19 protein-coding genes and 1 tRNA gene are annotated in these 25,825 nt (G+C 39.8%); 5 read left to right on the top strand and 15 right to left on the bottom strand.

All coding sequences use genetic code 11. The annotated features are described in order from the left end of the window. Window positions 1–8: 8 nt before the first annotated feature. Window positions 9–902: a cyanophycinase gene (locus tag HUW48_RS07960; RefSeq protein WP_182415173.1), complete on the bottom strand. Its 894-nt coding sequence runs from the start codon at window positions 900–902 to the stop codon at window positions 9–11. Window positions 903–1,214: 312 nt separating this feature from the next. Continuing rightward, complete coding sequence (locus HUW48_RS07955) at window positions 1,215–1,556, bottom strand: STAS domain-containing protein (protein ID WP_182415172.1); 342 nt, start codon at window positions 1,554–1,556, stop codon at window positions 1,215–1,217. A gap of 551 nt (window positions 1,557–2,107) precedes the next feature. Between HUW48_RS07955 and HUW48_RS07950 the strand changes: the two genes are divergently transcribed. Continuing rightward, window positions 2,108–2,758, top strand: coding sequence for a response regulator transcription factor (locus tag HUW48_RS07950; RefSeq protein ID WP_182415171.1), 651 nt, complete (start codon window positions 2,108–2,110; stop codon window positions 2,756–2,758). A gap of 136 nt (window positions 2,759–2,894) precedes the next feature. On the opposite strand, the gene HUW48_RS07945 is transcribed toward HUW48_RS07950, so the two are convergent. From HUW48_RS07945 to smpB, 5 genes are all read right to left on the bottom strand, one after another. Then, window positions 2,895–2,965: transfer RNA gene (locus HUW48_RS07945), tRNA-Cys, on the bottom strand. Between the two features lie 164 nt (window positions 2,966–3,129). Continuing rightward, window positions 3,130–5,031, bottom strand: coding sequence for a 30S ribosomal protein S1 (gene rpsA, locus HUW48_RS07940; RefSeq protein ID WP_182415170.1), 1,902 nt, complete (start codon window positions 5,029–5,031; stop codon window positions 3,130–3,132). 338 nt (window positions 5,032–5,369) lie between these two features. After that, complete coding sequence (locus HUW48_RS07935; protein ID WP_182415169.1) at window positions 5,370–5,870, bottom strand: HNH endonuclease; 501 nt, start codon at window positions 5,868–5,870, stop codon at window positions 5,370–5,372. A gap of 89 nt (window positions 5,871–5,959) precedes the next feature. Continuing rightward, window positions 5,960–6,745, bottom strand: a complete 786-nt coding sequence (locus tag HUW48_RS07930) for a C40 family peptidase (RefSeq protein WP_246343773.1) — start codon at window positions 6,743–6,745, stop codon at window positions 5,960–5,962. A gap of 127 nt (window positions 6,746–6,872) precedes the next feature. Continuing rightward, entirely contained in the window at window positions 6,873–7,340 is a 468-nt protein-coding gene (gene smpB, locus HUW48_RS07925) for an SsrA-binding protein SmpB (RefSeq protein ID WP_182415168.1), read from the bottom strand. A gap of 664 nt (window positions 7,341–8,004) precedes the next feature. Between smpB and HUW48_RS07920 the strand changes: the two genes are divergently transcribed. Further along, window positions 8,005–9,054 carry a hypothetical protein gene (locus tag HUW48_RS07920; protein ID WP_182415167.1) on the top strand — a complete coding sequence of 350 codons (1,050 nt, stop codon included), beginning with the start codon at window positions 8,005–8,007 and terminating at the stop codon, window positions 9,052–9,054. 103 nt (window positions 9,055–9,157) lie between these two features. Here the strand turns inward: HUW48_RS07920 and HUW48_RS07915 are convergent, their stop codons facing one another. Beyond that, a complete protein-coding gene (locus tag HUW48_RS07915) occupies window positions 9,158–12,097 on the bottom strand; it encodes an FAD-binding and (Fe-S)-binding domain-containing protein (RefSeq protein ID WP_182415166.1) in 2,940 nt (979 codons plus the stop codon). A gap of 274 nt (window positions 12,098–12,371) precedes the next feature. Here HUW48_RS07915 and HUW48_RS07910 point away from each other — a divergent pair, with 274 nt between their 5' ends. Further along, the gene (locus HUW48_RS07910; protein WP_182415165.1) at window positions 12,372–12,899 is read left to right on the top strand and encodes a GNAT family N-acetyltransferase; all 528 of its coding nucleotides are present in this window, start codon (window positions 12,372–12,374) and stop codon (window positions 12,897–12,899) included. Between the two features lie 51 nt (window positions 12,900–12,950). On the opposite strand, the gene HUW48_RS07905 is transcribed toward HUW48_RS07910, so the two are convergent. The 3 genes from HUW48_RS07905 to HUW48_RS07895 are packed head-to-tail and all read right to left on the bottom strand — an operon-like array spanning window position 12,951 to window position 17,461. Then, window positions 12,951–13,595 (bottom strand): LolA family protein, encoded by a 645-nt coding sequence (locus HUW48_RS07905; protein WP_182415164.1) that lies wholly within the window; start codon window positions 13,593–13,595, stop codon window positions 12,951–12,953. Between the two features lie 32 nt (window positions 13,596–13,627). After that, window positions 13,628–16,360, bottom strand: a complete 2,733-nt coding sequence (locus tag HUW48_RS07900; RefSeq protein ID WP_182415163.1) for an FtsK/SpoIIIE family DNA translocase — start codon at window positions 16,358–16,360, stop codon at window positions 13,628–13,630. Window positions 16,361–16,420: 60 nt separating this feature from the next. Continuing rightward, complete coding sequence (locus HUW48_RS07895) at window positions 16,421–17,461, bottom strand: quinone-dependent dihydroorotate dehydrogenase (RefSeq protein WP_182415162.1); 1,041 nt, start codon at window positions 17,459–17,461, stop codon at window positions 16,421–16,423. Between the two features lie 142 nt (window positions 17,462–17,603). Between HUW48_RS07895 and HUW48_RS07890 the strand changes: the two genes are divergently transcribed. Beyond that, a complete protein-coding gene (locus HUW48_RS07890) occupies window positions 17,604–18,281 on the top strand; it encodes a CAP domain-containing protein (protein ID WP_182415161.1) in 678 nt (225 codons plus the stop codon). A 113-nt stretch (window positions 18,282–18,394) separates the two neighbouring features. Here HUW48_RS07890 and HUW48_RS07885 read toward each other — a convergent pair whose 3' ends face one another. From HUW48_RS07885 to xerD, 4 genes are all read right to left on the bottom strand, one after another. Continuing rightward, window positions 18,395–20,392 carry a hypothetical protein gene (locus HUW48_RS07885; protein ID WP_182415160.1) on the bottom strand — a complete coding sequence of 666 codons (1,998 nt, stop codon included), beginning with the start codon at window positions 20,390–20,392 and terminating at the stop codon, window positions 18,395–18,397. Between the two features lie 23 nt (window positions 20,393–20,415). After that, window positions 20,416–21,462: a DUF4249 domain-containing protein gene (locus HUW48_RS07880; protein ID WP_182415159.1), complete on the bottom strand. Its 1,047-nt coding sequence runs from the start codon at window positions 21,460–21,462 to the stop codon at window positions 20,416–20,418. A gap of 3 nt (window positions 21,463–21,465) precedes the next feature. Next, window positions 21,466–24,201, bottom strand: coding sequence for a TonB-dependent receptor (locus HUW48_RS07875; RefSeq protein ID WP_182415158.1), 2,736 nt, complete (start codon window positions 24,199–24,201; stop codon window positions 21,466–21,468). A gap of 117 nt (window positions 24,202–24,318) precedes the next feature. Then, window positions 24,319–25,218 (bottom strand): site-specific tyrosine recombinase XerD, encoded by a 900-nt coding sequence (gene xerD, locus HUW48_RS07870; protein ID WP_182415157.1) that lies wholly within the window; start codon window positions 25,216–25,218, stop codon window positions 24,319–24,321. A gap of 148 nt (window positions 25,219–25,366) precedes the next feature. Between xerD and aroQ the strand changes: the two genes are divergently transcribed. After that, window positions 25,367–25,822 carry a type II 3-dehydroquinate dehydratase gene (gene aroQ, locus HUW48_RS07865; RefSeq protein ID WP_182415156.1) on the top strand — a complete coding sequence of 152 codons (456 nt, stop codon included), beginning with the start codon at window positions 25,367–25,369 and terminating at the stop codon, window positions 25,820–25,822. Window positions 25,823–25,825 lie beyond the last annotated feature (3 nt).

Here is a 25,825-nt window from a genome sequence, read left to right as displayed (position 1 = left end):
AATACACTTTATTTATGATAGCTATCTGTAATATTAATTTCGTATTGATCGCCTTTACCTAACATGTGCACAATTAAATTACGAATAGTTACAGGTGCACCGGTATGTACTATATGTACGTTGGTTTCTGTGGAGAAATGACCGTCTACAATTACTATTAAACCGCTCCCTATTACTTCTATAAGCCTGCCATCCCGTACAATAATGCCCGTATCTTCTTCTAAACCAATACCAATGCACCCGGGGTTAGTAGCTACTGCCTGCGCCATACGCACAATCCGGCCCCGGGCAATAAAATGAGTATCAATGGCAACATCTTTCATAAATTCCAGTCCGGTAGTAATTCGCACATCTCCTTTCAGAATACCACTATCGGCACTTGCCCCTTCGTAAATCATGGGGGTAGATAAGGCCATTGCTCCCGCACTGGTACCAGCAATTACAATAGAATCGTAGGTATACCTGTTTTTAATAATCGTCAGGAAATCTGTACCGCCAAAAATGGCAGTTAAGCGTAATTGATCCCCCCCCGTGAACATAACGCCTTTAGCCTGCTCAATCAGATCCAGGTATTCGGGTTTACTAGCATCTTCCCGGCAACGAATATCCACAACCTTTACATTAGTCAGGTTTAGTTCCGCGAAAGCCTTAATGTAATCTTGCGCAGATTCTTCCGGTTGTGAACTGGCAGTTGGAATTATGGCAATTAAAGGATTATCGCCTTTCAGTTCTTTTTTGAAACACGTTAATATTCCAAGCTCAATAAAGTTGGCGTTATTTTCTTGATTGGAGCCTTCATCAGGTGCTTGCCCTTTATTTTCCTTTCCTCCAATAGCAATTAAAACTCCTTTAGGCGTCGGGCATTCCGAACTTTGCTCTAGCGCTTTCCGCTTTTTTGTCATACAAGGTTAATCGTTTTGGCTTGCAGATGAAATTACGCAACCTTGAGAGAAAAGATAACCAAATAGGACTATTTGGTATTTAAATGAAAATCATCCGTATTTCTACTGAATCGCGAATGCTTGCTTAACCTGTAAATTTTAACAGTAAATGCCTTGTTAAAACAGGTGCTTGACTTATAAAAAAGAATTTAATAAAAACTTAAATACAGATTAAAAAGATTTAGGAATTTTATTCAAACAAGATAAGAACAGCGAAAAAGCCTAAATCAACTATTACTATTTTTAATACCACAAAAGGTTTAAAATCTAAATTTATCGTTGACGAACTAAGCTTAAGGCTTGATTATAAGTAGAAGCAACTGATATAAAACGGTCTAAACCTGTTTCAAAAAAAACTGATTGAATTTTATCTCTTAACCCAAATACAATAATTCTTTTGTTTTTATTTTGAAGTAATCTTTGATAATGCAGCAAGGAGCGTAAACCAGCTATACAAACATGAGTTAAGCTTTCGCAATTAACAAGAACAGCCGGAGCTTCCGTTTCTAAGCATTGGTCTAATTGTTTGTTTAAAGAAGCAAGGGTATCAGAATCTACACTACCAGATATAGTAATTAGTAAATGATCCCGGCTTAAGTTAGTATTTACTTCCATTCTATATTTTCATCCTAAGTTTCTGAAAAGGATAATTTTGTTTATTAATGCTCTTATAGTTACTAAATTATTAGTAGCCGGTAGTAAATGTCTGTTATTTACTCAGATAAGTAAGCCGATAATTTACGTAATTATCAAATGCCGTGTAAATAGCTATTAAATCAGTATTTATACTTTTATTGTATAAATACTGAAAATTTACATTTGTGATATCCGGTCCTAGGTTGAGGATAACAAATTTCTATTTATTTCAGTAATAAGTATTTAATAAATTATATAATCTTATTAACTGAGCCTGTGACGTATCTTCTTTCTAACAAGAAAAGATCAATTACTAAATAAATATAAGTAAATAGACACAGATATCAAGATAGTAGATGTTAGACTTTTGTGCGTATCCGTAATGGAATGGTAATCACTTTTTACTGCAATCCCAACACATAGGATAGTAGATTAATTTTTGTCGAGTTGCTTATATAATTACTTTTAATTTTACTTTTTAATTTCCTATCTCACACTGTTCTTTTTTAGCTCTTTATACTTATTTTAAAATGATTAAAATACTACTAGTAGATGACCACAAAATTATTCGGGACGGAATTCAATCCTTATTAAAAGATGAACCATCTATTATGGTTGTTGGAGAAGCTTCTAATGGCTTGGAGATGGTAGACTTTTTACCTAACAATCCGGTAGATGTAATTCTGATGGATTTAAACATGCCCCTAATGGATGGATTTGAAGGTACAAAGTATGTACGGGAACATTATCCTAATACGAAAGTACTTGTTCTTTCCATGTTGGATCATGAAAATTACATATCGAAAGTTCTGGACTCTGGTGCTTCAGGGTATATCCTTAAAAATACCGGCCGCGAAGAAATGATTTACGCCATTATTACCGTAGCCGCTGGTAATCAATTTATATGTACGGAGATTGCTCTTAACTTATTAAAAAGAGTACAAACCACTACCACTAAATTAGAAACGAATGGTAGCCGGCAACACAGCGATTTATCTAAACGGGAAATTGAAGTTTTAAGATTAATTGCCGAGGGATTTACGAATGCCGAAATTGCGGATAAACTCTTTACCAGCAAACGAACGATTGAGTCGCATAGGCAGCATCTAATTGAAAAAACTCAGGCAAAGAATACGGCTGCTTTGGTAAAATTTGCTTTAGAGAAAGGCATTATTGATTAAATAATGCCTTAAAGATAAATAATGCCTTAAAGAACTTATAATTTACTTTTTCCTGCCCTTATAAGCTGCTTATAGCTGATATATAAATAGCATTTTAACTAAACAAAAAAGGCTTGGTTAAAACCAAGCCTTTTAGAGGTAACGAGCGGATTCGAACCGCTGTAGCAGCTTTTGCAGAGCTGAGCCTAGCCACTCGGCCACGTTACCGTGTATTTGCGAGTGCAAACATAAACATAAATTTACGGGATTCAAAATGGTTTGACCCGGAAAATCGTTTTTTATTATGCAATTCACTTATCTATCTGCTTTCCAGATGGAATAAAAAAAACGCCCTGCAAACAGGGCGTTTTTAATTTTAATTTAAACCGAAACTATTCCGTTTCTGCTTCGTCAGATTCATCCGACTTAGTATCAGCGGCGGCTCTGGCATCCGCAGCGGCCTGAAGTTTGCGGGTACCTACTTCTTTTTCGTTGTTCTGCATTTGCTCTCTTAATGCTGAAAGCGCTTCCAGATCACCTAAAGTAGATTTTACTTCTTCTTTTTTCTTGATATCAGCAGGTTTAACACCTTGCTGACCACCTGTAACACCTGTGGCCGGAGTTGGCTTTTTCTTAAACTTATCGGCTTTGGCAGCGTCCTCTTTTGCATCTTGGAAAACGTTGCTGTGCGATAAAGTAATTTTACGATCTTCTTTCGAGAACTCAACCACTTTAAAGTCTAAAATTTCGCCTGCTTCCGCAACAGAACCATCTTCCTTCACCAGGTTTTTAGGATAAGCAAATCCTTCAATTCCGTAAGGTAACTCCAGAACAGCACCGCGATCGCTCTTTTCGAGGATAGTAGCCCGGTGAATAGAACCTATATGGAACACGGTTGCAAAAGTATCCCAAGGGTTTTCTTCCAGTTGCTTATGACCTAAAGCTAAACGGCGGTTTGGAACATCTAATTCTAAAACTACTACATCTAAGTTTTCACCTACTTTCACGAACTCAGATGGATGTTTAATTTTCTTGGTCCAGGATAAATCCGAAACGTGTACTAAACCATCCACACCTTCTTCTAATTCGATGAATAAGCCAAAGTTAGTCAGGTTACGAACTACACCAGTGTGACGGGTACCAACGGCGTATTTCTCTAATACATCTTGCTTCGTCCAAGGATCTTCGGTTAATTGCTTAATGCCTAAAGACATTTTGCGCTCATCGCGATCTAAGGTTAAAACAACTGCTTCAATTTCGTCGCCTTGTTTAATGAAATCTTGCGGATTGCGCAAGTGCTGAGACCAGCTCATTTCTGAAACGTGAATCAAACCTTCTACACCCGGCAGAATTTCTAAGAAAGCACCGTAATCGGCTACGTTAACAATTTTACCTTTAACGCGGGAACCAACTTCAATGTCAGCTGGTAAAGCATCCCACGGATGAGGAGTTAATTGTTTCATACCCAAAGAAATCCGCTTTTTGTCTTCGTCGAAGTCTAAAACCACAACGTTTACTTTCTGGTCTAACTCCAGGACTTCCTGCGGATGGTTGATACGACCCCATGAAATATCGGTGATGTGCAATAAACCATCTACACCGCCTAAGTCGATGAACACCCCAAAGTTGGTCATGTTCTTGATAACTCCTTCGAGTACCTGACCTTTTTCCAGGTTGTTGAGGATACCTTGACGTTGTTGCTCCAGATCTTTTTCGATAAGGACTTTATGCGAAACAACTACGTTATCAAAAGCAGAGTTGATTTTAACAACTTTCACTTCCATTTTCTTACCCACGAAAACATCAAAATCGCGGATTGGCTTCACATCAATTTGAGAACCTGGTAAGAAAGCTTCTACACCGTAAAGGTCCATAATTAAACCACCTTTGGTACGGCGTTTTACTAAACCTTCCAGTACAGTATCGTTTTCTAAAGCTTTGTGAATATTATCCCAAGCTTTTACAATTTTCGCTTTTTTACGGGATAAAATTAATTGACCGTTTGGATCTTCCTGATCTTCGATAAATACTTCTACTTCGTCCCCAATTTTAATATCAGGTTGGTCGCGGAATTCAGAAAGAGGAACTAACCCATCTGATTTAAAGCCGATGTTCAGAATAACATCCCGATCGGTGATACCCACTATGGTACCTTTAATTACCTCTTCTTCCTGAACGGTATTCAGGGTGTCGGCATACATTTTTTCCAGTTCGGCTCTTTGATCTTTAGAATAAGATCCACCAAACTTCTGGGAATCAAACATGTCCCAGTCAAAATCATCATTTGCACTCATAAAAAGCAGCTCTTTCATACTAACCGGCAGCCGAGCTTTCTACCGGTAATTTAATTATAAAATTTCCGGAGGAGCCGGAACCATTCATTTTGAACGGAACGGCAAAATTAGTAAATTTTTAGCAGAAATAAAAATCTAGTTTGAAGGAGAAGAGTAACTTATCACCCTAAATCAGACATATTAGTTACATGTAGTTTAAAGGATAATTTATTCGATGCAATCAATTTAAAAGGCAAACCTTGGTTAGAAGAGTTTGGCCGGTTCTTTTAAATAGTAACCATTTCTTTTTATAGCAAACAAAGTAATAGTGGCCTTAGTGAATTAAAAAGCAGAAGTTATTAATTTTTCGTGCGCAAATAAGTATGCCAGCTATTATCAATAGTATCTGAATGTAAAACCAAAAAAGAAGTTAAACTTGGCCTTTTGGGTTTATGCCTTAATTGCATGTTCGCCTCTTCGGGGGTACGGTCGCCTTTACGGGTATTACACCGCATACAAGCGGTGCCTAAGTTGGTCCAGTTAGATTCTCCGCCTCTGGACCGCGGAATAATATGGTCGATGGTTAAATTTTTGGTAGAGTCACAGTACAAGCAGCGAAACTGATCGCGGCGCATAATATTCTGGCGGCTAAGCGCAATGCCTTTATAAGGCACATTTACGTATCGTTGTAACCGAATAATAGATGGAATCGGAAACGATTTACTAATTGAACGTAAAGCGCCCGTCCTTTTTTCTATTAATTCAGCTTTATCGAGGAATAGTAGAATAAAAGCTTTATGAATACTGCAAAGAGAAATAGCGGAATAATCTTGATTAAGAATGAGTACTTTCTGATCCATAAACGTGTAAGAAGCTAACCTAACCTACGTAATTTTAATTAGTTAAGCAATAGCAGGTTCTACATTTAAGAACAAAAAAGCCGAAGGTTTTATTTTGCCCCAGGTAAAATTCTTTTTATGATGCGCAAGCGGTGGGTATAACGTTTTCGCTGGTGGTTAAAAATGCCATAATGATCTAAAACGTCTATTCTTACTTCTCCGTGCGCATGAATTATTTGCTGATTTTCCAGCATAATACCCACGTGAATAATTCGTCCTTCGTCATTATCAAAAAAAGCCAGGTCGCCGGGTTGGGTTTGATTCGCAAAATGTACTTCTTCGCCCACCGAAACTTGCTGCCAGGCATCTCTCGGAAACGTGTAACCGCAGATACCATACACTTGCTGCACCAAACCCGAGCAATCAATACCAAAAATGGATTTACCTCCCCACAAATAGGGTGTTTTCAAATAGCTTCTGGCCATTTTGGTAAAGAAATTTATTTTAAAAGGCAAAGTATTATTAGTAGCCCGCCCACTGTAAACATATTTTTGATTGTTTATTCGAACGTTAATGCCATCAAAGAAAGGAAGAACACTCCCCATCATTATGGGAATGCGGATCTCGGGACTGCTGATGGTTTGCACTAAATCTACTGCCCGGGAATGTTGCGCTGCTTTCCATTCCTCGAAATAATTGGAAGTTACCGAGCAATGCTGTTTAAAATCAATCCAACCCTGGTAGTTATCGGCCGCAATTTGAATTTGGTGCCAGTTTCCCTGTGAACCAATAATTTGATAGCACTCTCCGTATAGCAGTTGCGTTACTAATTCACTTTTATCAGAAGGTTCGGCCCGTACAGGTACTAAACTTAAAATACAAATTCCGTAATCCACTATTTAGATGTTAGATGTTCGATACTAGACGTTAGACTTTGAATAACCAGGCAGTGTTAATCAGAGCCTGCCATCAAAATTAATCATATTAAATATAAATTTTAGCATCTAACGGCTAGTGTCTAATTTAAAATCGTTCGCGTTGTAACTCCCGCTTTACATCACGTTCTTTAATGTCTTCGCGTTTATCGAACAGTTTTTTACCCCGGGCCAGGGCTACTTCTACTTTGGCGAAACCGCGTTCATTTATAAAGAAACGAATAGGAATAATAGTAAGACCTTGCTCTTCGGACTTTTTACTTAATTGATTTAATTCTTTTTTATTTAACAGCAACTTACGCGCACGGGTTGGCTCGTGGTTATTATAAGTACCCTCGGTGTATTTAGCAATGGTAACCTGGTGCAGCCACAATTCATTTCCTAGAAAGGTGCAGAATCCATCCTGCAGATTTACGTTGCCTTCCCGAATAGATTTAATTTCGGTGCCGGATAACATAATACCCGCAATATATTTGCTCAGGAATTCATACTCGTACGAAGCCCGTCGATTAACTATATTTACGTTTTTCTTGATTCGATCTTTTTCTTTCGCCATTTATCCGCGTGTAATAGCCAAAAGTTTAGCTATTTTTTCTTTTTTCAAAATTTTATAGTTGGTTTCTCCTGCCATTTATTCAAAATAATTAATCTTATTTACTTTCCGGAAGTATTTGCAACTAAGTGCCAAACATATTCCGAGGGTAACTTTAACTCTTAAAAGGAGCTAACATTACTATCTACGATTTTTAAAAGTAAACAGGAAGTGTTTAACGAAAATAAAGGCTTTTTAAGTAGCAAAGGAAAGAGACACCAATATCAAGTTATTAACGGCTAGACTTTTACGCAATTGCTTAATGGATAATAACAGCAATTCTGAGCCGAGAATTCTAAATTAATTTTGTTCAGCTACTTAGCTATTCAATATTTTAAAAGTATTTTTCAATTAGAAAATTCCTTTTTTAGATATGCATCCTTCTGGAGTAATTTACAATTAAAGTCTAACAAAATCATGCTTTGTAGGGAGGCCTAAACTTTATATAAATAATATATTCTTTACTATTCAGTTGCTAGAATATTTAGAGAACAATTTTACTTTGACTTACTAAACATTGAGTAATTTGTCCGATATTGTCTTTCAACAAACTTAATTATATAATTTTCTTGTGAATTGGAAGTTCTTTTTTCTTTACTGCCCTCTTGTTTCAACCTTAATTTACTTTGTGATATCCGCTATTTCTCCTGTAACAGAAGACAAGGTTAAAAGTAAAATTCCAAAAAAAAATCAGAACTTAGTCTATCCTGACACTTTAGTAAATTCAGCCTCTAGCAACACCAATTATTTAATAAAGAAATCAGCTGAGGATTCGATTAACCGAGGAAATATTGCTGATAGTTTAAACAACACCAGGTTAGGTACTGATGCCAAACTTAAAGGTAAAATCACCTCCTCCCCTTCAGCGGTGGTTGGCCCGGATACCCTGATGGGTTCCATTTTACCCCGGAAACGAATCATTGCTTTTTACGGTAATCCTTTATCTAAGCGGATGGGGATTTTAGGCGAACTCCCCTCGAACGAAATGCTGGCTAAATTAGATAAGGAAGTAGCAAATTGGGAAAAGGCCGATCCGAAAACTCCCGTACAACCAGCTTTACATGTAATTGCCGTTACGGCGCAGAACGAACCAGGTAATAGTGGTAAATATCGGTTGCGCATGGCCAATTCTGTAATTGATACAGTTTTGGCACTGGCTCAGAAACGTAATGCTTTAGTTTTTTTAGATATTCAGGCCGGCCAAAGTACGCTGCAGGAAGAATTACCGGTTTTGGAAACTTATTTAAAATTACCCAATGTGCACCTGGGCATTGACGCAGAATTTGCTTTAAAGCAGAATCGTATTCCTGGCCGGCACATAGGCTCTTTTGATGCTGAAGACATAAATTATGCTACTCAATACTTGGCCGATCTTGCCCAGCAACATCAAATTCCACCCAAGCTATTAATTGTACACCGGTTTACCCAGGCTATGATTACTAATTATAAAAAAATCAAACTAAACCCTTATTGCCAGATTGTAATGCACATGGATGGTTGGGGAAGTCCTGCCATTAAACGTTGGAGTTACCAGAAATACATAAAAGGTGAACCGGTGCAATATACTGGCTTAAAGATTTTCTATAAAAACGATATTAAAAGGAAAGGCTGGCGCTTAATGAATCCTAAAGAAATCCTAACCTTAAGCCCGAAACCATATTATATTCAATATCAGTAAAAGCTTTAAGTATTCGGTTTTAAGTTTTAGGTATTCGATTATAAACTACAAGCCCGCCTGGCACCTGGTATCAAGCGGGCTTGTATTATTTTAGAGATATTATTTAAACTAAAGCTTCAAACAATACTTCCAGGGTATGCAAAGCTTTTCGACCAGTACCATCTTTTATCTGGTGACGACAACTGGTACCAGGTGCCGCAATTATAACTTCTTCCGGCTGTTTCCGAACGGTTGGGAATAAAACCAACTCTCCGATTTTCATGGATACTTCGTAATGTTCAGTTTCGTAACCAAAGGAACCAGCCATACCACAGCAACCCGAAGGAATAACCTCCACGATATAATTTTCGGGCAGGGATAACATTTTTTGAGTAAATGCTACCGAAGAAAGGGCTTTCTGGTGGCAGTGCCCATGTAACTTAATTAACCGCTTTTCCTGGGTAAATTGCTCTTTGGTAATGTTCCCTTTTCCAATTTCCGCGGCTAAAAATTCATCAATTAAAAAGCTGTTTTGAGCTAATTTCTGCGCCTCTGCGTATAAATTATCATCTACTAAATCCAGGTACTCGTCCCGGAACGTTAAAATAGCCGACGGCTCAATACCTACCAACGGAGCATCTGTAGAAACTACTTTACTCAACCGAGTCACGTTTTTAATAGCAAGCTTTTTCGCATCGCGTACTAAACCTTTCGATAAATACGTACGGCCACTTTCTTCGTGCTCCGGAATATGTACCTCGTAACCCAAACGCTCTAACAGTTGCACGGCCTTCATGCCAATTTCAGCATCGTTGAAGTTAGTAAACTCGTCGCAGAATAAATTAATCTTACCTTTAAAGGATGTTGTTTCTTTATTTTGCCGCTGATGCTTTTTGAACCACTGCCGCAAGGTTGTTTTGTGCAGTAAAGGCAATGGCCGGGCAGGAGCAAACCCTACTACTTTTTTGGCTAGTTGTGAAGTTAATTTATTCGTGAATACAAAATTATAGATACCCGGAGCTACCGAAGCCAGATTGTTTAAATTAGTAAAATTACCGACCAAACGGGTGCGCAGGGGAATGCCGTTGGCATCGTAGTAATGCTGCAGAAATTCTGCTTTCAGCTTGGCAACATCTACGTTGGATGGACACTCTGATTTACATCCTTTGCAGGAAATACATAGCTCCATCGCTTCTTTAATTTCGTGATGGTCGAACCGGTTGGCTTTTTCCGAACGGGTCAGGAACTCGCGTAACATATTGGCTCTACCTCTGGTCGTATCTTTTTCGTTGCGGGTAACCATATAACTGGGACACATGGTACCCCCCGTTAAATGCGTTTTACGACAATCGCCGGAACCATTACAAAGTTCAGCGGCCCTTAAAATTCCTTGAGAATCTTTAAATTTAAATACCGTATCAATAACCGGATTTTCTTGCCCGGGTTCGTACCGCAGGAAAGTATCCATGGCGGGAGTATTTACTATTTTACCCGGGTTAAATATATTGTCCGGGTCCCAGGTACGCTTCACTTCCTCCAGTAGTTGGTAGTTTTTATCTCCTACCATCCATTTAATAAATTCACCCCGTAAACGCCCGTCGCCGTGTTCACCGCTAAGTGAACCGCGGTATTTTTTTACTAAACGGGCAATTTCTTCGGCAATTATTCGGAAAAGCTTATTACCGGCAGCTGTTTTTAGATTAATAATTGGCCGCAAATGCAATTCGCCGGAACCAGCGTGGGCGTAATGCACGCAGTATAAATCGTGTTCCTTTAGAATTTGATTAAAATCGGCAATAAAATCGGGTAAATCATTTACGTCCACGGCGGTGTCTTCAATTACGGCCACTGGCTTGGCATCGCCGGGAATGTTAGACAGTAAACCTAAACCAGCCTTGCGTAGGGTCCACACCTTCTTGGTATTAGGCCCCGTTACTAAAGGGTAATGATAACCTAAACCTTGAGCTTTTAAATCGGCGGTTAAAGTGGCGGCAACTTCTTCTACTTCTGCGATAGAATTTTTAGCCAGCTCCACCACTAAAATAGCTCCGGGGTCGCCTTGCACGAAAAATCGGTTTTGACTTTGCTCAATGTTGGCTTTAGTACATTCCAGCACGTAATGATCCATTAGTTCGCTAGCACTGGGTTGGTATTTTAAAGCTAAAAGATTTGCTCGCAAAGATTCATCCACGCTATTGCAATGCACGCAAAGCAAACCAATTTCGCGGGGCGGCAAAGGTACTACGTTTAACTTTATTTCGGTTAAAAAAGCCAGAGTACCTTCCGAACCGGCTATTAATTTACAAAAGTTAAAAGCATCGGTACCCGGAGTAAATGGCTCGGTGTCGAGTAATAAATCTATAGCATAACCCGTATTGCGGCGCTCCACGGTAGGCTTTGGAAACTCGCGCCGGACTTCCTCCTGCGTATCCGGGTGGGAAAGCATGGCCTTAGTTGCCTGGTAAATTCGGGTTTCCAAAGGGCTAACGGAAGTTTCACCTAAACATTTTGCTTCAAATTCTTCCGGGGTTAAACGAGTAAATTCCGTTTCGGTACCATCGCTTAATATTGCATTCACTGATAGTAAATGTTCGCGGGTACTCCGGTATACCACGGAGTTAGAACCACAGGAATTATTGCCTACCATCCCCCCAATCATGGCCCGGTTAGCGGTAGAGGTTTCCGGCCCAAAATACAAGCCGTAGGGTTTTAAAAATAAATTCAGCTCATCCCGGATAACACCAGGTTGAACCCGAACCCAACGCTCCTCTGGGTTTATTTCTAAAATTTGAGTAAACGTACGCGAAACATCTACCACAATGCCGCTACCTACCACCTGACCAGCCAATGAGGTGCCAGCCGTACGCGGAATGAGGGAAGTGCCTTCGCGGCGGGCAAACTGAATTAAGGTTTTTATATCTTTTTTATCAGCCGGAAAGGCAACTGCTAAGGGCATTTCGCGGTACGCCGAGGCATCAGTAGCGTACAAGGTACGCATGGTAGAATCAAAATGAAGTTCGCCGGTTAGCTGTTGGGCAAGTTGCTGTAATTTTTCTGTATTCATTTTTGCATAGGGTATTGGCACTTATTAAACACAAGCTTAGATAAAATGCCATACCCGGATTAGAACGCTAATATATTGGCTAAAGAAACAAGTAAGAAGTTAAACTGTTTCTTTTTAGAAAATTTTAAAATAAACGCCATTCTCTTAGTTTAAGCCAGTTTAGTAACTCAAACTTAATTTATTTACTAATTTCCAAATACAAATTTGTTTTGGTTTTTGACTTAAGGTTTAACTTAAATCAAAATTACTAAATTATAACTTACTGTATTGATTTATGCATCTTTCCCTCCAATCCTGCTCCATCCGTAAATGGCAACCGGGCGACGAATTAGCTTTGGCCAAACACGCAAATAACTACAATATCTGGATAAATCTGCGAAACTCGTTTCCGTATCCGTATACCTTGCAAGATGCGCAAAACTGGATATTAATTGCTAATGCTTCTGAACCAATAACCAATTTTGCTTTGGAAATAAACGGAGAAGCGGCCGGAGGAATAGGTTTAATATTACAACCCGATGTATACAGTAAAAGTGCCGAAATTGGTTATTGGCTAAGCGAAATGTACTGGAACCGGGGAATTGTTACGGAAGCATTAAGCGCGATAACTGATTATGGATTTGAGAATTTACAATTAAAACGCATTTACGCCGCTGTTTTCGACTGGAATATAAAATCAGCCAGAGTTTTAGAAAAAGCAGGCTATCAGTTTGAAGGCAAATTATATAAGAGTGTTTATAAAAACGGGAAGCTAATTGATTCGCTGCTTTATGCGGCTATTAAACCAAATACAGGCGCATAAAAAAAGCTGCTCAAAGTGAGCAGCTTTTACCTTCATTTTATTAAATTTTGATTATCGTAAATCAATTACTTTTACTCCTTTAAATTTAGATTTATCAAAAGCAAAGTAGTTGTTATCTACATTTGGGTTAGGGGCGAAATTAGTGATGGTGTAGGTATAACGGTTTCCATTACTGCGAAACATTTTCCAGCTTTTTAAAGATTTATCTTTTTTGCTGATGTTTAAACGCACTTTAAAAACCGGGTCATTCCGGTCTTCGGGCGAAAGCTCAATAACGTCGCATAATTCCCCGTCTTCTTTTGCTTCTTCTACGTAAGCCGACTTGTAGCCTTTCTTGTACATAGTAAAGATTTTGTCTGGGGTCATGGCCTCATCATCCGGATCGTTCTCCGAGATATTTACCTCGTTTTCTGATTTTATATAGGTCCAGATGGTATTGCCATTATTAATGATTTCCTGATCTTCGGTTTTCAAACGAAACTTATTTCCCATTACTGTAATTTCCCCTTCCAGATTTTCTTTTACCTTACTGGTGGTGTTTTCCAGCGTTTGGTTAAAATTAGCCCGAAAGGCCTTCATGGATTGGTACTTTTTGCTCATCGCATCCAAAATCTGACGAGCCTTTGGGTCTTGAGCCTGCGCAAACTGGTTTATGGTTAAAGCTATAATAAATACGAACAGAGTGATTCTTTTCATAATTTTTTGAAGGACGTAACTTTGGATATTTCTTATTTTTCCATTGTATTCAATAATTGTTCCAAACTGTATTCGTCCGGGATTAAAACATCCCTAGCTTTGCTGCCTTCAAAAGGTCCTACCACTCCGGCTGCTTCTAGTTGGTCAATCAACCGTCCGGCCCGATTATAGCCTAATTTTAACCGGCGTTGCAACAACGAAGTACTGCCTTGCTGGTGCGTTACAATAATTCGGGCTGCCTCCTCAAACAAAGAATCACGCGTAGCCGGATCAAAATCAGCTTTATCGTTACCACTTTCATCTCCAAAAAACTCAGGTAACAAATAAGCATCGTTATAGCCTTGCTGATCGCCAATAAAATCACAAATACGATCTACTTCGGGCGTATCCACAAAAGCACACTGCAAACGAATTAAGTCCGATCCTACCGAAAACAACATATCGCCCTGGCCTACTAATTGTTCGGCTCCGCCAGTATCTAAAATAGTGCGGGAATCTATTTTAGAAGTAACTTTAAAAGAAATCCGGCACGGGAAGTTGGCTTTGATAATACCCGTAATAACGTTAACCGACGGTCGCTGGGTAGCAACCACCAGGTGAATACCAATAGCCCGGGCTAACTGTGCTAAACGGGCAATAGGCGTTTCAACTTCTTTACCGGCCGTCATCATTAAATCCGCTAACTCATCAATTACCAAAACTATAAAGGGCATAAAGCGGTGACCTTTTTTCGGATTGAGACGGCGTTCGATAAATTTTTGATTGTATTCTTTCAGGTTGCGGCAACCGGCATCTTTTAATAAATCGTAGCGCATGTCCATTTCCATGCACAACGAATTAAGCGTATTAATTACTTTTTTGGTGTCGGTGATAATAGGCTCGTCGCTGTCGGGTAATTTGGCTAAGAAATGGCGTTCTATTTTATTAAATAAAGAAAGCTCCACTTTCTTCGGGTCTACTAACACAAACTTTAACTGGCTCGGGTGCTTCTTATAAATCAAAGACGTAAGAATCGCATTTAACCCCACCGACTTCCCTTGACCCGTAGCTCCGGCCATAAGCAAGTGCGGCATTTTAGCTAAATCAGTAATAAATACTTCGTTGGTAATGGTTTTACCAAAAGCAATCGGTAAATCCATCTCGCTTTTCTGGAATTTTTCGGTACTCAGAATAGACTTAATGGCCACCATTTCCTTTTTCTTATTCGGCACCTCAATCCCGATCGTTCCCTTGCCCGGAATTGGGGCAATAATCCGGATGCCCAAGGCCGCCAAACTTAAGGCAATATCATCTTCCAGATTTTTAATTTTGGAAATACGAACCCCGGCGTCAGGCACAATTTCGTAAAGCGTTACAGTGGGTCCAATGGTAGCTTTAATACTGGCAATGCCAATGGCGTAATTAGCCAGCGTCTCTACAATTTTATCTTTATTGGCTTCCAGTTCTTCTTTTGAAACTTGTACTTTGCCAGAATTATAGTCGTTAAGCAGTTCAATATTGGGGTATTGGTAACGGGCTAGGTCCAGAGTAGGATCGTAATTTTCCATTTCCCGGCCCAAAGGCTCTACTGGTAAATCAGTAATTTTAAATTCAGGAGCCGGAGAAAGAATATTAGCTGTATTATTTAAAGGTGCATCTGAATTCTTACCGAGTTCGTCTTCATCCGAAAACAAGTCTTCGTCATCGAAAAGCTCATCTTCGTAATCCGGCATTGGTTCTATATCCAGTTGAATGCCTCCGGTTAAAGGTTTAGTAGGAGACATACTGTTTCCGTTACTAACAGCAGAAGACTCAACGGTAAAGCTGGGCGATTTAGTAATAGTTAATTCAACATTGGCTTTATCCGTAAAAGAATTCTGGGTTAAAACCAGTTCTGGTTCTTCCTCCAAAAGATCTTCTACAACTTCTTCCGGAATTTCCTCTGATTTTATTTCGACAGTAGGATTGGTATATTGATTTATGCCGGTTGATTCTTGCTCGTAAGTAGCCGCATTGCAGGCATTTACAGCCGACCGGTTGTCAGTAGGCAGGTTATTATTAGCGGATTTCTCCACTACTTTTTTACTCGAAAGACTGGTAATATTAAAAAAGAAAACGACAAAAATAATGAGTAAAAAAGCCAGTAAAAAAGCGGTACCTAAGCCAATCAGACTTTCAAACCACAGAGCTGTTTCGTAACCAATGCCCCCACTTAAAAAAGATAAATCTTCGACCCGATTCAGGCGCAGCACTATATATCCCAACAGTAAACTACACCACACCGTAGCAAACATACAAATGGTGTAGGTATACGAAAGAGAAACTTGGGTACGCCGGAATAAAATTTTATAGCCGCTGAAAAAAATAATGGGAATAATAAAGAAGGAGGCAACGCCTACCCACTTATAAATAAAATAATTCGAAATCCAGGCGCCAATCAAACCCAGCCAGTTTTCCGATTCCAGGCCAGAATCCTTTAAGTTATTGGTGTTCAGCGCCTCAACTACACTTTGATCCGCAGGACCGGTAAATAAATAAGAAATAAAGGCAATTAGTAAATACAAAGCTGCCAGCAGCAAAGTAAAGCCAATAAATAAATGAAACCGCCGATCACGGAGAAAGCCGAGGCTAAAAAATTTTAATTTTGGAAAAGAACGTCCCGGAGAAGCTGTTTTTACCGGTTTAGGTGCTTGTAAAGGGCGGCTAACCGGCTCATTGTTAGCCTTCGGGCTATTTTTTGCTTTCGGCACATTATCTGCCTCCCGTTTGTAAGTATTCGTCGCCATGCTTTTGAAGAAAACTCTAATTTACATTTTTATCTTAATTAGCCAGAACAAAATTTAAGGTTACCACTTTGTTCTTTTAAGAAGTGCCTGATTAATTTGCCGGACCAAGCCTGGGCCTTCGTAAATAAAACCCGTGTATAGTTGAATTAAATCGGCGCCCGCATCTAACTTTTCCAGGGCATCCTCAGCGGTCATAATTCCTCCTACCCCAATCAGGCGAATAGCGGGGGGCAAATGCTGCCGCAGGTAACGAATAATTTCAGTGGAACGCTGGGTAAGGGGTTTACCGCTTAATCCGCCAGCTCCCATGGCTAAAACCTGGGCCTGGTTGGTAAGTAAATTATCGCGACTAATAGTAGTATTGGTTGCAATAATACCGCTCAGTTGGGTATCTACGGCAATCTGAATAATATCATCTAACTGATTTTGATTTAAATCCGGCGCAATTTTTAGCAGTAAAGGTTTTGCTTTTAATTTACTTTGGTTGCGGTTCTGCAATTCCGAGAGTAAATGTTGCAAAGGTTCTTTGTCTTGTAAGGCCCGCAAGTCGGGGGTATTGGGGGAACTCACATTTACCACAAAATAATCTACTACCTCGTACAAGGCATCGAAACAATACAAGTAATCTTTTAAGGCTTGTTCGTTCGGCGTTACTTTATTTTTACCAATATTGCCGCCAATAATAATATTCCCTCTTCGGTTGCGTAGCCGGTGCGCCGCTACTTCTACCCCCCGGTTGTTAAATCCCATCCGGTTTATAATAGCCTGATCTTTAGGCAAGCGAAACAGCCGGGGCTTTTCGTTACCGGGTTGGGGCATGGGAGTTAAAGTACCAATTTCCAGAAAGCCAAAGCCGAAATTTTCAAACTCATCTACCAAACGGGCATCTTTATCAAAACCCGCCGCCAAACCCACCGGATTCGGAAACTTTAACCCGAATACTTCGCGTTCTAAAGCAGGATAATCTACCCGGAATATATTTTTCCCGAGTTGTGCCGCAAACGGCAATTTAAAGGCTGTTTTAATTACCGGATACGAAAGATCATGAATCTGTTCCGGATCGATTTGAAAAAGCAGCGGACGAATTAGCGGTTTGTACATACCGTAAAGTTAAGGCACTAAGCGCAAAAATGTAAGAACTGCTTTTACTAATTCGGTGGTTTCTAAAAATTCTTAATACATTATTCTGAATAAGAACAATTTATAATATTAAAATACTGTGCACCTGCTGATAGCTTTCATTATGTGGTTTATATATTGGCCGGTGCCTCGGCAAGAGCTCATACTACCGGCTTTTTATACTTTAACCTGGCAGGAGTTTGAAAAATTGCCCAGTGTCCGGAAAAGTATTCCCCTAAAACAGCCTGATTACGAACTGCTGGACGCAGCCATTTTTCAGGTTACTAATAAAATCCGGGCTAAAGAAGGAGTGCCCCTTTTGCAGTATTTGCCCGCTTTGCACCGGTCCGCTACTTTCCACGCAAAGGCTATGATTGATTTGGATTTTTACGATCATTACAACTTCAAACAACTAGCTTACTTAACCCCAGATAAGCGGATAACGGCTTTTGGCGGCTTTTTTCATTATTCAGCGGAAAATATTGCCCAGTACGATATTATGGATACCAAGCCGGAGTATTGTCCGATACGGGAAGGAAAAGAGTCTTTTAATTATATAAATTGCGATACACGCCAGTTGTTTAAGCCTTATACTTACCTGGCCTACGCCGAAGCATTAGTGTATGGTTGGTTGCATTCTCCTCCGCACCGGAAAAATCTATTAAGTATTAATTTCCAATATATGGGTTGTGCCGCCCGTATTTCTAAAAACCCTTATCAGCAACCGCAGGTACCTTTTGCCCGGGTTGCCCAAAACTTTGGTGGGTACGGTCCGCCCAATTTTACCCCACCTCCCAATTAAAATCTTTCTAAAGTATTAAAGCTGAAATTGGAGTTTGAGATACTACATTCCTTCCTTTTTATAGAAGCTATTTATCCTTCAATTTAAGTAAAACCGTTTAGCTTAACTGTGGCTTACTTCTGGGCTTCGACGGTGTAACTGGTAGTGGCTGTTTTAACTTCACCATTTGGAGCGGTGCTGGTAACTTCAATCAGGAATTTTCCGACCTGATCGTTGGTGGTAAAGGAGAGATTGGTGGCTCCGTTCGCATCTGTTTTAAGCAAAGGGTTCCAAAAAACCAAAGGACCAAAATTCGGAATGGTGGGTTCGGGCCGATTAAATTTGGGAGCAGAAATGGAAGGAGCAGTTCCGGTTACGGTTATATAATTATCGTGTAAAATGGCCGGATTAAAATTGCGGTTTTTGGTGTACAAGGCAATTACGCCTCCCGTACTAATCACATCAAATGGAGCCAAAGCCGTAGTGGTGTTAAATACATCAATCTTTACTAATTGATTGGCCGGCAGATTCAGGATAGTTTCTATATCATAACTTGGAATACCATCTACTAAAAACAAAGGATAATGGGTGTAAAATCTTTTTAATAGCCGGGCGTACAAGCGGGCATGCACTCCATCTTTTCGCTTTATAATTTCAATTGCCGGAATAAGCTCCCGGAATATTTCCGTTACCGTACTAAATTTCTCGTACGACTGTAAATCGTAGCTGGTAGTAGGCTTTAATTTACTTTCGGCAAACTGGCTTGGTCTTAAATAATTACTTTGATCGTCTACGCTTGCTTCGTTTCTCTGCTGAAAAGCCTGATCAATTTGTTTCAGAATTTTAAATTTATTTACTATTTTTTCTTCTGTCGGGTTAAAGGTATTACTGGAATAATTTAGTTGCCAGGGAGTAGTAGGTTGCGTAGAATCAGGAATAAATTCCAGGTTACGTAATTCTACTCCATCCTGAATAGCCCGAAAGAGCAATGGTTTGGTCCCTTCAAAGGGGTCTAATTCCACCTGAATTCTTCCATCTTTATCGGAGTAAACTACTTCTAGTTGATTGGTAGTTGGTACTAATAAATGAATTAAGCTATGGCCTATGGGTTTCTTATCCGTAATGTTAACAATGCGGCCTTTTAAAGTAAAAATATATTCCTGTGTAACAGTAGAGCTGGTTGCCAGAATTTTTTTGAAATTAAGTACGGGTAGGCTTTTTTGCAGATAAAAGGATTTACCTAATGGAGTATTGTGTAAAACAGTAGACGGAATGGAATCTAACATTTCCAGAACCCGCACCGAAATGAAAGAATTAACAACTGGAGACGATTTTTCAGGTGTAAGAGTCAGGTTTACCGGTTCGCGTAGGTTGTAGGTGTTTTTATTTAGTTTTAATTCGAGAGCATTTTTATTAGATTCAGCAGTATAAAGGGTATTGTTAGAAAGAATCTCGCCGGAACTTTGCGCCAGCAATAGCTGAACCTGGTTACTATTAACAACTTCGGAAGGAACCGTAATTTTTCCGTTTAAAGCGGTAAAATCAACTTCCTGCGAGAAGAGCACCTGAGTTAAATCCGTCATTAAAAACCAACCTTTCGTTTCGGTCGGTTTTCCGGAGAGTTGCCAGTTTATTTCCCAGTTATTTGGGTTCTTTAAAATTTGCAAATTCTCGTTATTACCAGATTTTGCCCAATTGCTGGTTTTATACCCGGCAGTTGCCTGACCAGGATTATACACGTGAATAAGCTCCGCCGCTTCCCATCCAACAGAATTAAAAACCCGCAAGATATAATCTCCGCTGGCCGAGTTTTCTGGTAAGGTTATGTAGCTAATGGTAACACCATCTTTTAATAAGACTTTAGTTGCGTTATTGTTCCCCGATTCCGGAGAAAGCAATTGTACTTCTATCAGGTTTTCCGAAGTATTTTGCCAACTATTCACCCGAAAATAAATGGTATCACCTGCTTGGTAAACAGGCTTACTTGTAACCAATGCCAGCTTTTCGGTAGCATGTTGTTTAAAAAAAGTAGATAGTTTTTCGGGTAAAGTTTGAGCCGTAACCGGTTTCGCTAAAAATAGGCACCACCCCATTAAACTTGTTACCAGGTAATATTTAGAAGCTTGAAACATGAAAGCAGGTAATTAAATCTGGTTTACCAAAAATCTGGTTTAGTTGCCGTGCTATTTTTTAAAACCCGGCAATCATCTGCGTAAATAAAGCGGGGAATAGCGAATGGCACCTCGCCCCGATCAATGAAAAAAGCATCTGTGGAAACCGCCGAAGCTCCAAAATAACCTAATACCACTTCTTTTTCATCATCCACGTTAAATATGTTACCATGCACCGACGCGGGTGGCGGATCTTGCACCGAACCTACCCCCGTTACCTGAGAGGTAAGAATCCGCCAGAAATTATAAGCCGGTTCCGTAAGGGAGTATTGCTTTACTCTTAAATGGTATCTGAAACTAAAGTTTTCAGGTAAAATGGGCAGTAAGGCAATGGGTTGTTTAATAATTTTATTACCATTAATTAACGCATCGTTTCGAACGGAAATATTATGGTGGCCTTCCGTTACCCAGCAAACCGCGCAGCAAGGTAATGGATCGGGTACGGGAGTTCCTTGTACATCCCGGGTATGATCCTGTGGCTGCGTGTGCACCTCGTATGTTCCAATCCACCGCCACATGTAATAATTTTTTTCCTCGGCAGGGTCGCTGGTATTTACAAAAGTCTGGAAACTGTATTCAATTATTTCGTCGCCCTGGCTATCTACTTTCGGGCGGGCGCGCAACTCCGCCGAAACTCCATCCACGGGATTGGTAGGAACCATTTTTTCGGGCTTGGATTGGTAAACTTTTTTTCCTTCGGTTATAATAGTTAAGGTGTACGTGTTACCTACTACCCCGGTAAAAGATTCCGGAATGTAGTTACCGGGAGCATTCTCGTAATAATTAAACCGGTTATTATTCTGATCTTCAACATAAATGGTAGCATTCTGTAGGGGTTTGGGAATAACGCCTACTTGCTGGGTATAAGGCTGGGTATAAGCTACTTTTATCGGGGCTTGCGTACTTTCGTTGGTAATTAATCCTTCTACTACCAGTTGGTCGGGTTCCGGTTTTAAGTTAATATTTACCGGGTCAATGCAACTGGTTAAAGCCAATAAAACTAAAAAGTATTTCCAAACGGTAGACTGCATTTTTTAAAATTTAAAATCATAGGTAACAGACGGTATTAAGGTTCCCACTACGGCTAAACGGTAAGGTTGTGGCGGAGCCCCGTATACTTTTTTAAAGAAAACGGAATAAGCATTTTTGCGGGCATACGCATTGTACACACTAAAATTCCAGGAACCGGCCCATTTTTTCTTTTTCTTATAACCGGTTTGTATCCCGATAGATAAGTCCAGGCGGTGGTAGTCTGGTATCCGGTATTGATTGCGTAAAGCGTAATTAGGCACCGAGAAAACATCGTATTGGTAGTAGGAAATAGGAGCTGATATTGGCCGGCCGGTACTATAAGTAAAGTTAGCTCCAAAGTTAACCCGCCGGTTAAATTGGTAATTACTAACAATATTTAATGTATGCGGCTTCTCGTAATTAGCCGGATAGTATTCGCCGTAGTTAATGGTTTCTTCGGGAGTTTTTCCATTAATCTGCAACTGGATGCGGCTATACGTATAATTTACCCAGCCCGATAAACGGCCGGATTTTTTATTTAAAGTAAATTCTGCTCCGTAAGCCCTTCCTTTGCCTTGCAACAATTCTGTTTCTAAATTATTATTTAAATAAAGAACAGCGCCATTTTTATAATCCAGAATATGCTGAATGTCTTTATAATAAACTTCAGCAGAAGTCTCAAAGGTATTTTGGGCCAGGTTTTGGAAAATCCCTAAACTTACCTGATCGCCAATTTGAGGCTGGATGGACGTGCTACTCGTAGTCCAGGTATCCACCGGCGAAGCGGCCGCTGTATTGGATACTAAATGAATATATTGCCGGATGCGGTTATAACCGGCTTTTACCGACGAATTTTCCGTTAATCTAAATCGCAAAGACAGGCGCGGTTCTATCCCTCCGTAAGTTTTCATGATTTTGCCGGAACCGTACTGAAGAGTATCAATAATAGTTTCTTCTTTTTGCGGTTGATCTTCGGCGTAGCTGAAAACCTTACCGGGGCCTAAGTGTTGGTAAACGGAAAACCGGATTCCGGCCATTAAAGATAAGCGCGGCGTAATGGTAAACTCATCGTTAATAAAAATACCTCCTTCGCGGGCTCTTTTGGCATCTAGCGTAATGGGTATTATTTGCGAGTAACTGGAATTCGGTTTTATTTGGCCCGGCGAGAATAAATAATTATTTACCATGGCGCCAAATTGCAACTCATGCGGACCGGTAATATAAGTAAATGTAGCTTTTAAACTTTGTTGCCGGATTCCGTTTTTGTAAACCGAGGCATTATTTGGTTCATCCACATTAATCCGGAAATTATAATCAGAATACACGGCGGCTACATCCAGAAAAAACCGATCGGTAAAAGTATGGCCGTATAATAAACTGGCGGCTTTATTATACCAACTGTAAATAGTATCCACGGCAAAACCAAATTTATCCTGACTGGAATAAGCGGTTAAAGTAATTTTATCTTTATCGGAGAGTTTGTGACTTATCTTAGCCGAAACATCATAAAAAGAGGCTTTACTTTGCCTTAGATCGGAGTCGTGCATGCGGTTAAGAACCCAGTTAGAATAAGAGCTACGACCTGCCACCAAAACCGACGTTTTATTTTTAATAATGGGGCCCTGCAAAGCTAAGCGGCCGGTTATCGGACCAATGCCACCGTTTCCTTCCCATTTCTCAAAATTCCCTTCTTTTTGCTTTACTTCCAGCACCGAAGAAATGCGTCCGCCGTACTGAGCCGGAATGCCGCCGCGGTATAAAGTTATATCTTGCAAAGCATCGGGGTTAAAAACCGAGAAAAACCCAAACAAGTGCGAAGAATTAAAAATAGGAGCCTCATCCATTAAAATTAAGTTTTGGTCTACGTTGCCGCCCCGCACGTTAAAACCACTCGCTGCCTCGCCAATAGAACTTACGCCGGGCATAAGTTTCAAGGTTTTCACCACGTCTATCTCTCCCATAAAAGCCGGTAACTTTTTTACCTGACTTAAATCCAGTTTCGTCACCCCGGATTGAATAGCGGCCAGATTATCCAGTTTATTAGCTCTACTTCTAATCTCAACTTCGGATAACTGAACTGCTGATTTTACTAAGGATTGATTGTAAGTACCATTGCTGTACAAGGCAATTACTTTTTCGGCATTTTCATAGCCTAACGAGCTAAACGTAAGCGGATGGTAGCCCGTACTGAGTACCAAAGAATAAAAACCGTTTTTATCGGTGGCAGTACCAATTCCCTGATTCTTCTCTACCACATTGGCACCAATAATCGGCTCGCCGGAAATACTATCTTTCAAATAACCCATTAAGGTAAGTTTCTTATTTACGCGGGCATATCGCCGATCCCCGATTATTACTTTATCACTTTCAACGAAGGTTTTTTCTTCTTTTATTTCAGCAGCATTATTTACTATAGTAGTGGCATTAGGCAAAATTACTACGGCTGTTGGGTGGTAAATAATAAAATCCAGCGTGATTCCCTGTAAAATTTGTTTCAAGCCTTGACTTAAAGGCACTTGATTGATGTTAAGGGTAACTACTTTTTCTTCTAACCATTCGGGGCGGTAATAGAAACGAATTTTGTACTTCTCCTGAATTGTGGTTAATACCTGAACTAAAGGCTGGTTAGTAGCCGAAGCCGAAATAAGTACCATTGTATCCGGAGTGGAAACGGTTGAAGGCACTACCTGTTGGGCTTGCGCGCGCGAATGAAAAAGAAGGATACAACTAAAAAATAAAAAGCAGCGGTAAACTTTCATCAAATGAATATAATCCGGATGACAAATTCCGTTAAAGTCGACTTTTATGCTGGCATTTTACTAATTTTTTTTGGCAATATTATGCAGTTAAATAAAATAATATAGAACAAATCTATATTAACTGCGCGGATGAAAATCCTGAATGACCTGCTTTAAATAATCCCGGTCTAAATGAGTATATATTTCGGTGGTAGTAATGGATTCATGGCCGAGCATTTCTTGTACGGCTCTTAAGTCGGCGCCTCCTTCAATTAAGTGAGTAGCAAAGGAATGCCGGAAAGTGTGCGGACTAATAGTTTTATTTAAGCTGATTTTTTGCGCCAGATTTTTAATGATGGTAAATACCATTACCCGGGTAAGTGCGGCACCCCGGCGGTTTAAAAAAACATAATCTTCTTGCCCTTTTTTAATGGGTATATGACAGCGAATTTCTTCGAGGTAAATTTTTAAATATTTTAAGGCATCCCGCCCAATGGGCACCAGCCGTTCTTTACTGCCTTTCCCGATAACTCTTACAAAGCCTAAATCGCGGTAAATATTACTTAATCGGAGCTCTACTAATTCGGATACGCGCAAACCTGAACTGTACAAAGTTTCGAGCATGGCTTTGTTGCGGGTTCCTTCTGGGGTAGAAACATCGATGGCATCCAATAATTGAGTAATTTCTTCGTAATTAAGCGTATCGGGTAATTTGCGGTCTAATTTAGGAGCTTCTATAGTTTCCGTGGGGTCGGCAGCCAATAAATCTTCCATAATCAGAAACTTATAAAAAGCCCGGATGCCCGAAAGCGTACGTGCTTGCGAATGAGGAGTCATGCCGAGTTCATTCACCCATTTAAGCAACCCTTGTACATGCGAGGATTGCACTTCCAAAGGTCCCACCGAAAGATTGTTTGCCTCTAAAGATTGAATTAACTTTGGAACATCGCGAAGGTAGGCTTCCACCGAATTGCCCGATAAAGATTTTTCAAGTTGCAAGTAGGCTTTAAATTGTTGCAGTCCGGTGTTCCAGTTCATTATTCTATTTTACATAAAAAAGCAAATAAGCACTATATTAATTAAAGAACCAAACGTAACTAGCTAATTACTCTCCTGTATTTAGTTTGTTTTAGGCAGCCGGACTAATTTTTTCTACCTTTGATTTAGTAAAAACAGAAACTACTTTATGAAAATACTTATTATAAACGGTCCAAATCTAAACTTACTGGGCACCCGCGAAAAATCGGTATACGGCACCCGCTCTTTTGATAATTATTTTGAAGAATTAAAAACTGCATTTCCGGATTTAGAACTGGAATACTATCAAAGTAACATTGAAGGTGAACTGATAAACAAATTACACGAGGTAGGCTTTTCGTATAAAGGAATTTTATTAAATGCCGGAGCCTATACGCATACTTCCATTGCTTTAGCCGATGCTATTGCGGCTATAGAAACACCAGTAATTGAAGTACATATATCCAATGTATATGCCCGCGAAGAGTTCCGGCATAAGAGTTATATCAGCAAAAATTGTAAAGGTTGTATTGTAGGTTTTGGCTTAGAAGGTTACCGGTTAGGCTTAATTTACCTCAATAATCTGAGACCCAAAACAGTAGGTTTCGCCTACAAAAACGCTTAACTA

Origin of the sequence: Adhaeribacter radiodurans, from assembly GCF_014075995.1 — a bacterium.
GTDB classification, from domain to species: Bacteria; Bacteroidota; Bacteroidia; order Cytophagales; family Hymenobacteraceae; genus Adhaeribacter; species Adhaeribacter radiodurans.
Note: the sequence above shows the minus strand (reverse complement) of the source record. Positions and strands in the feature narration are given on the sequence as shown.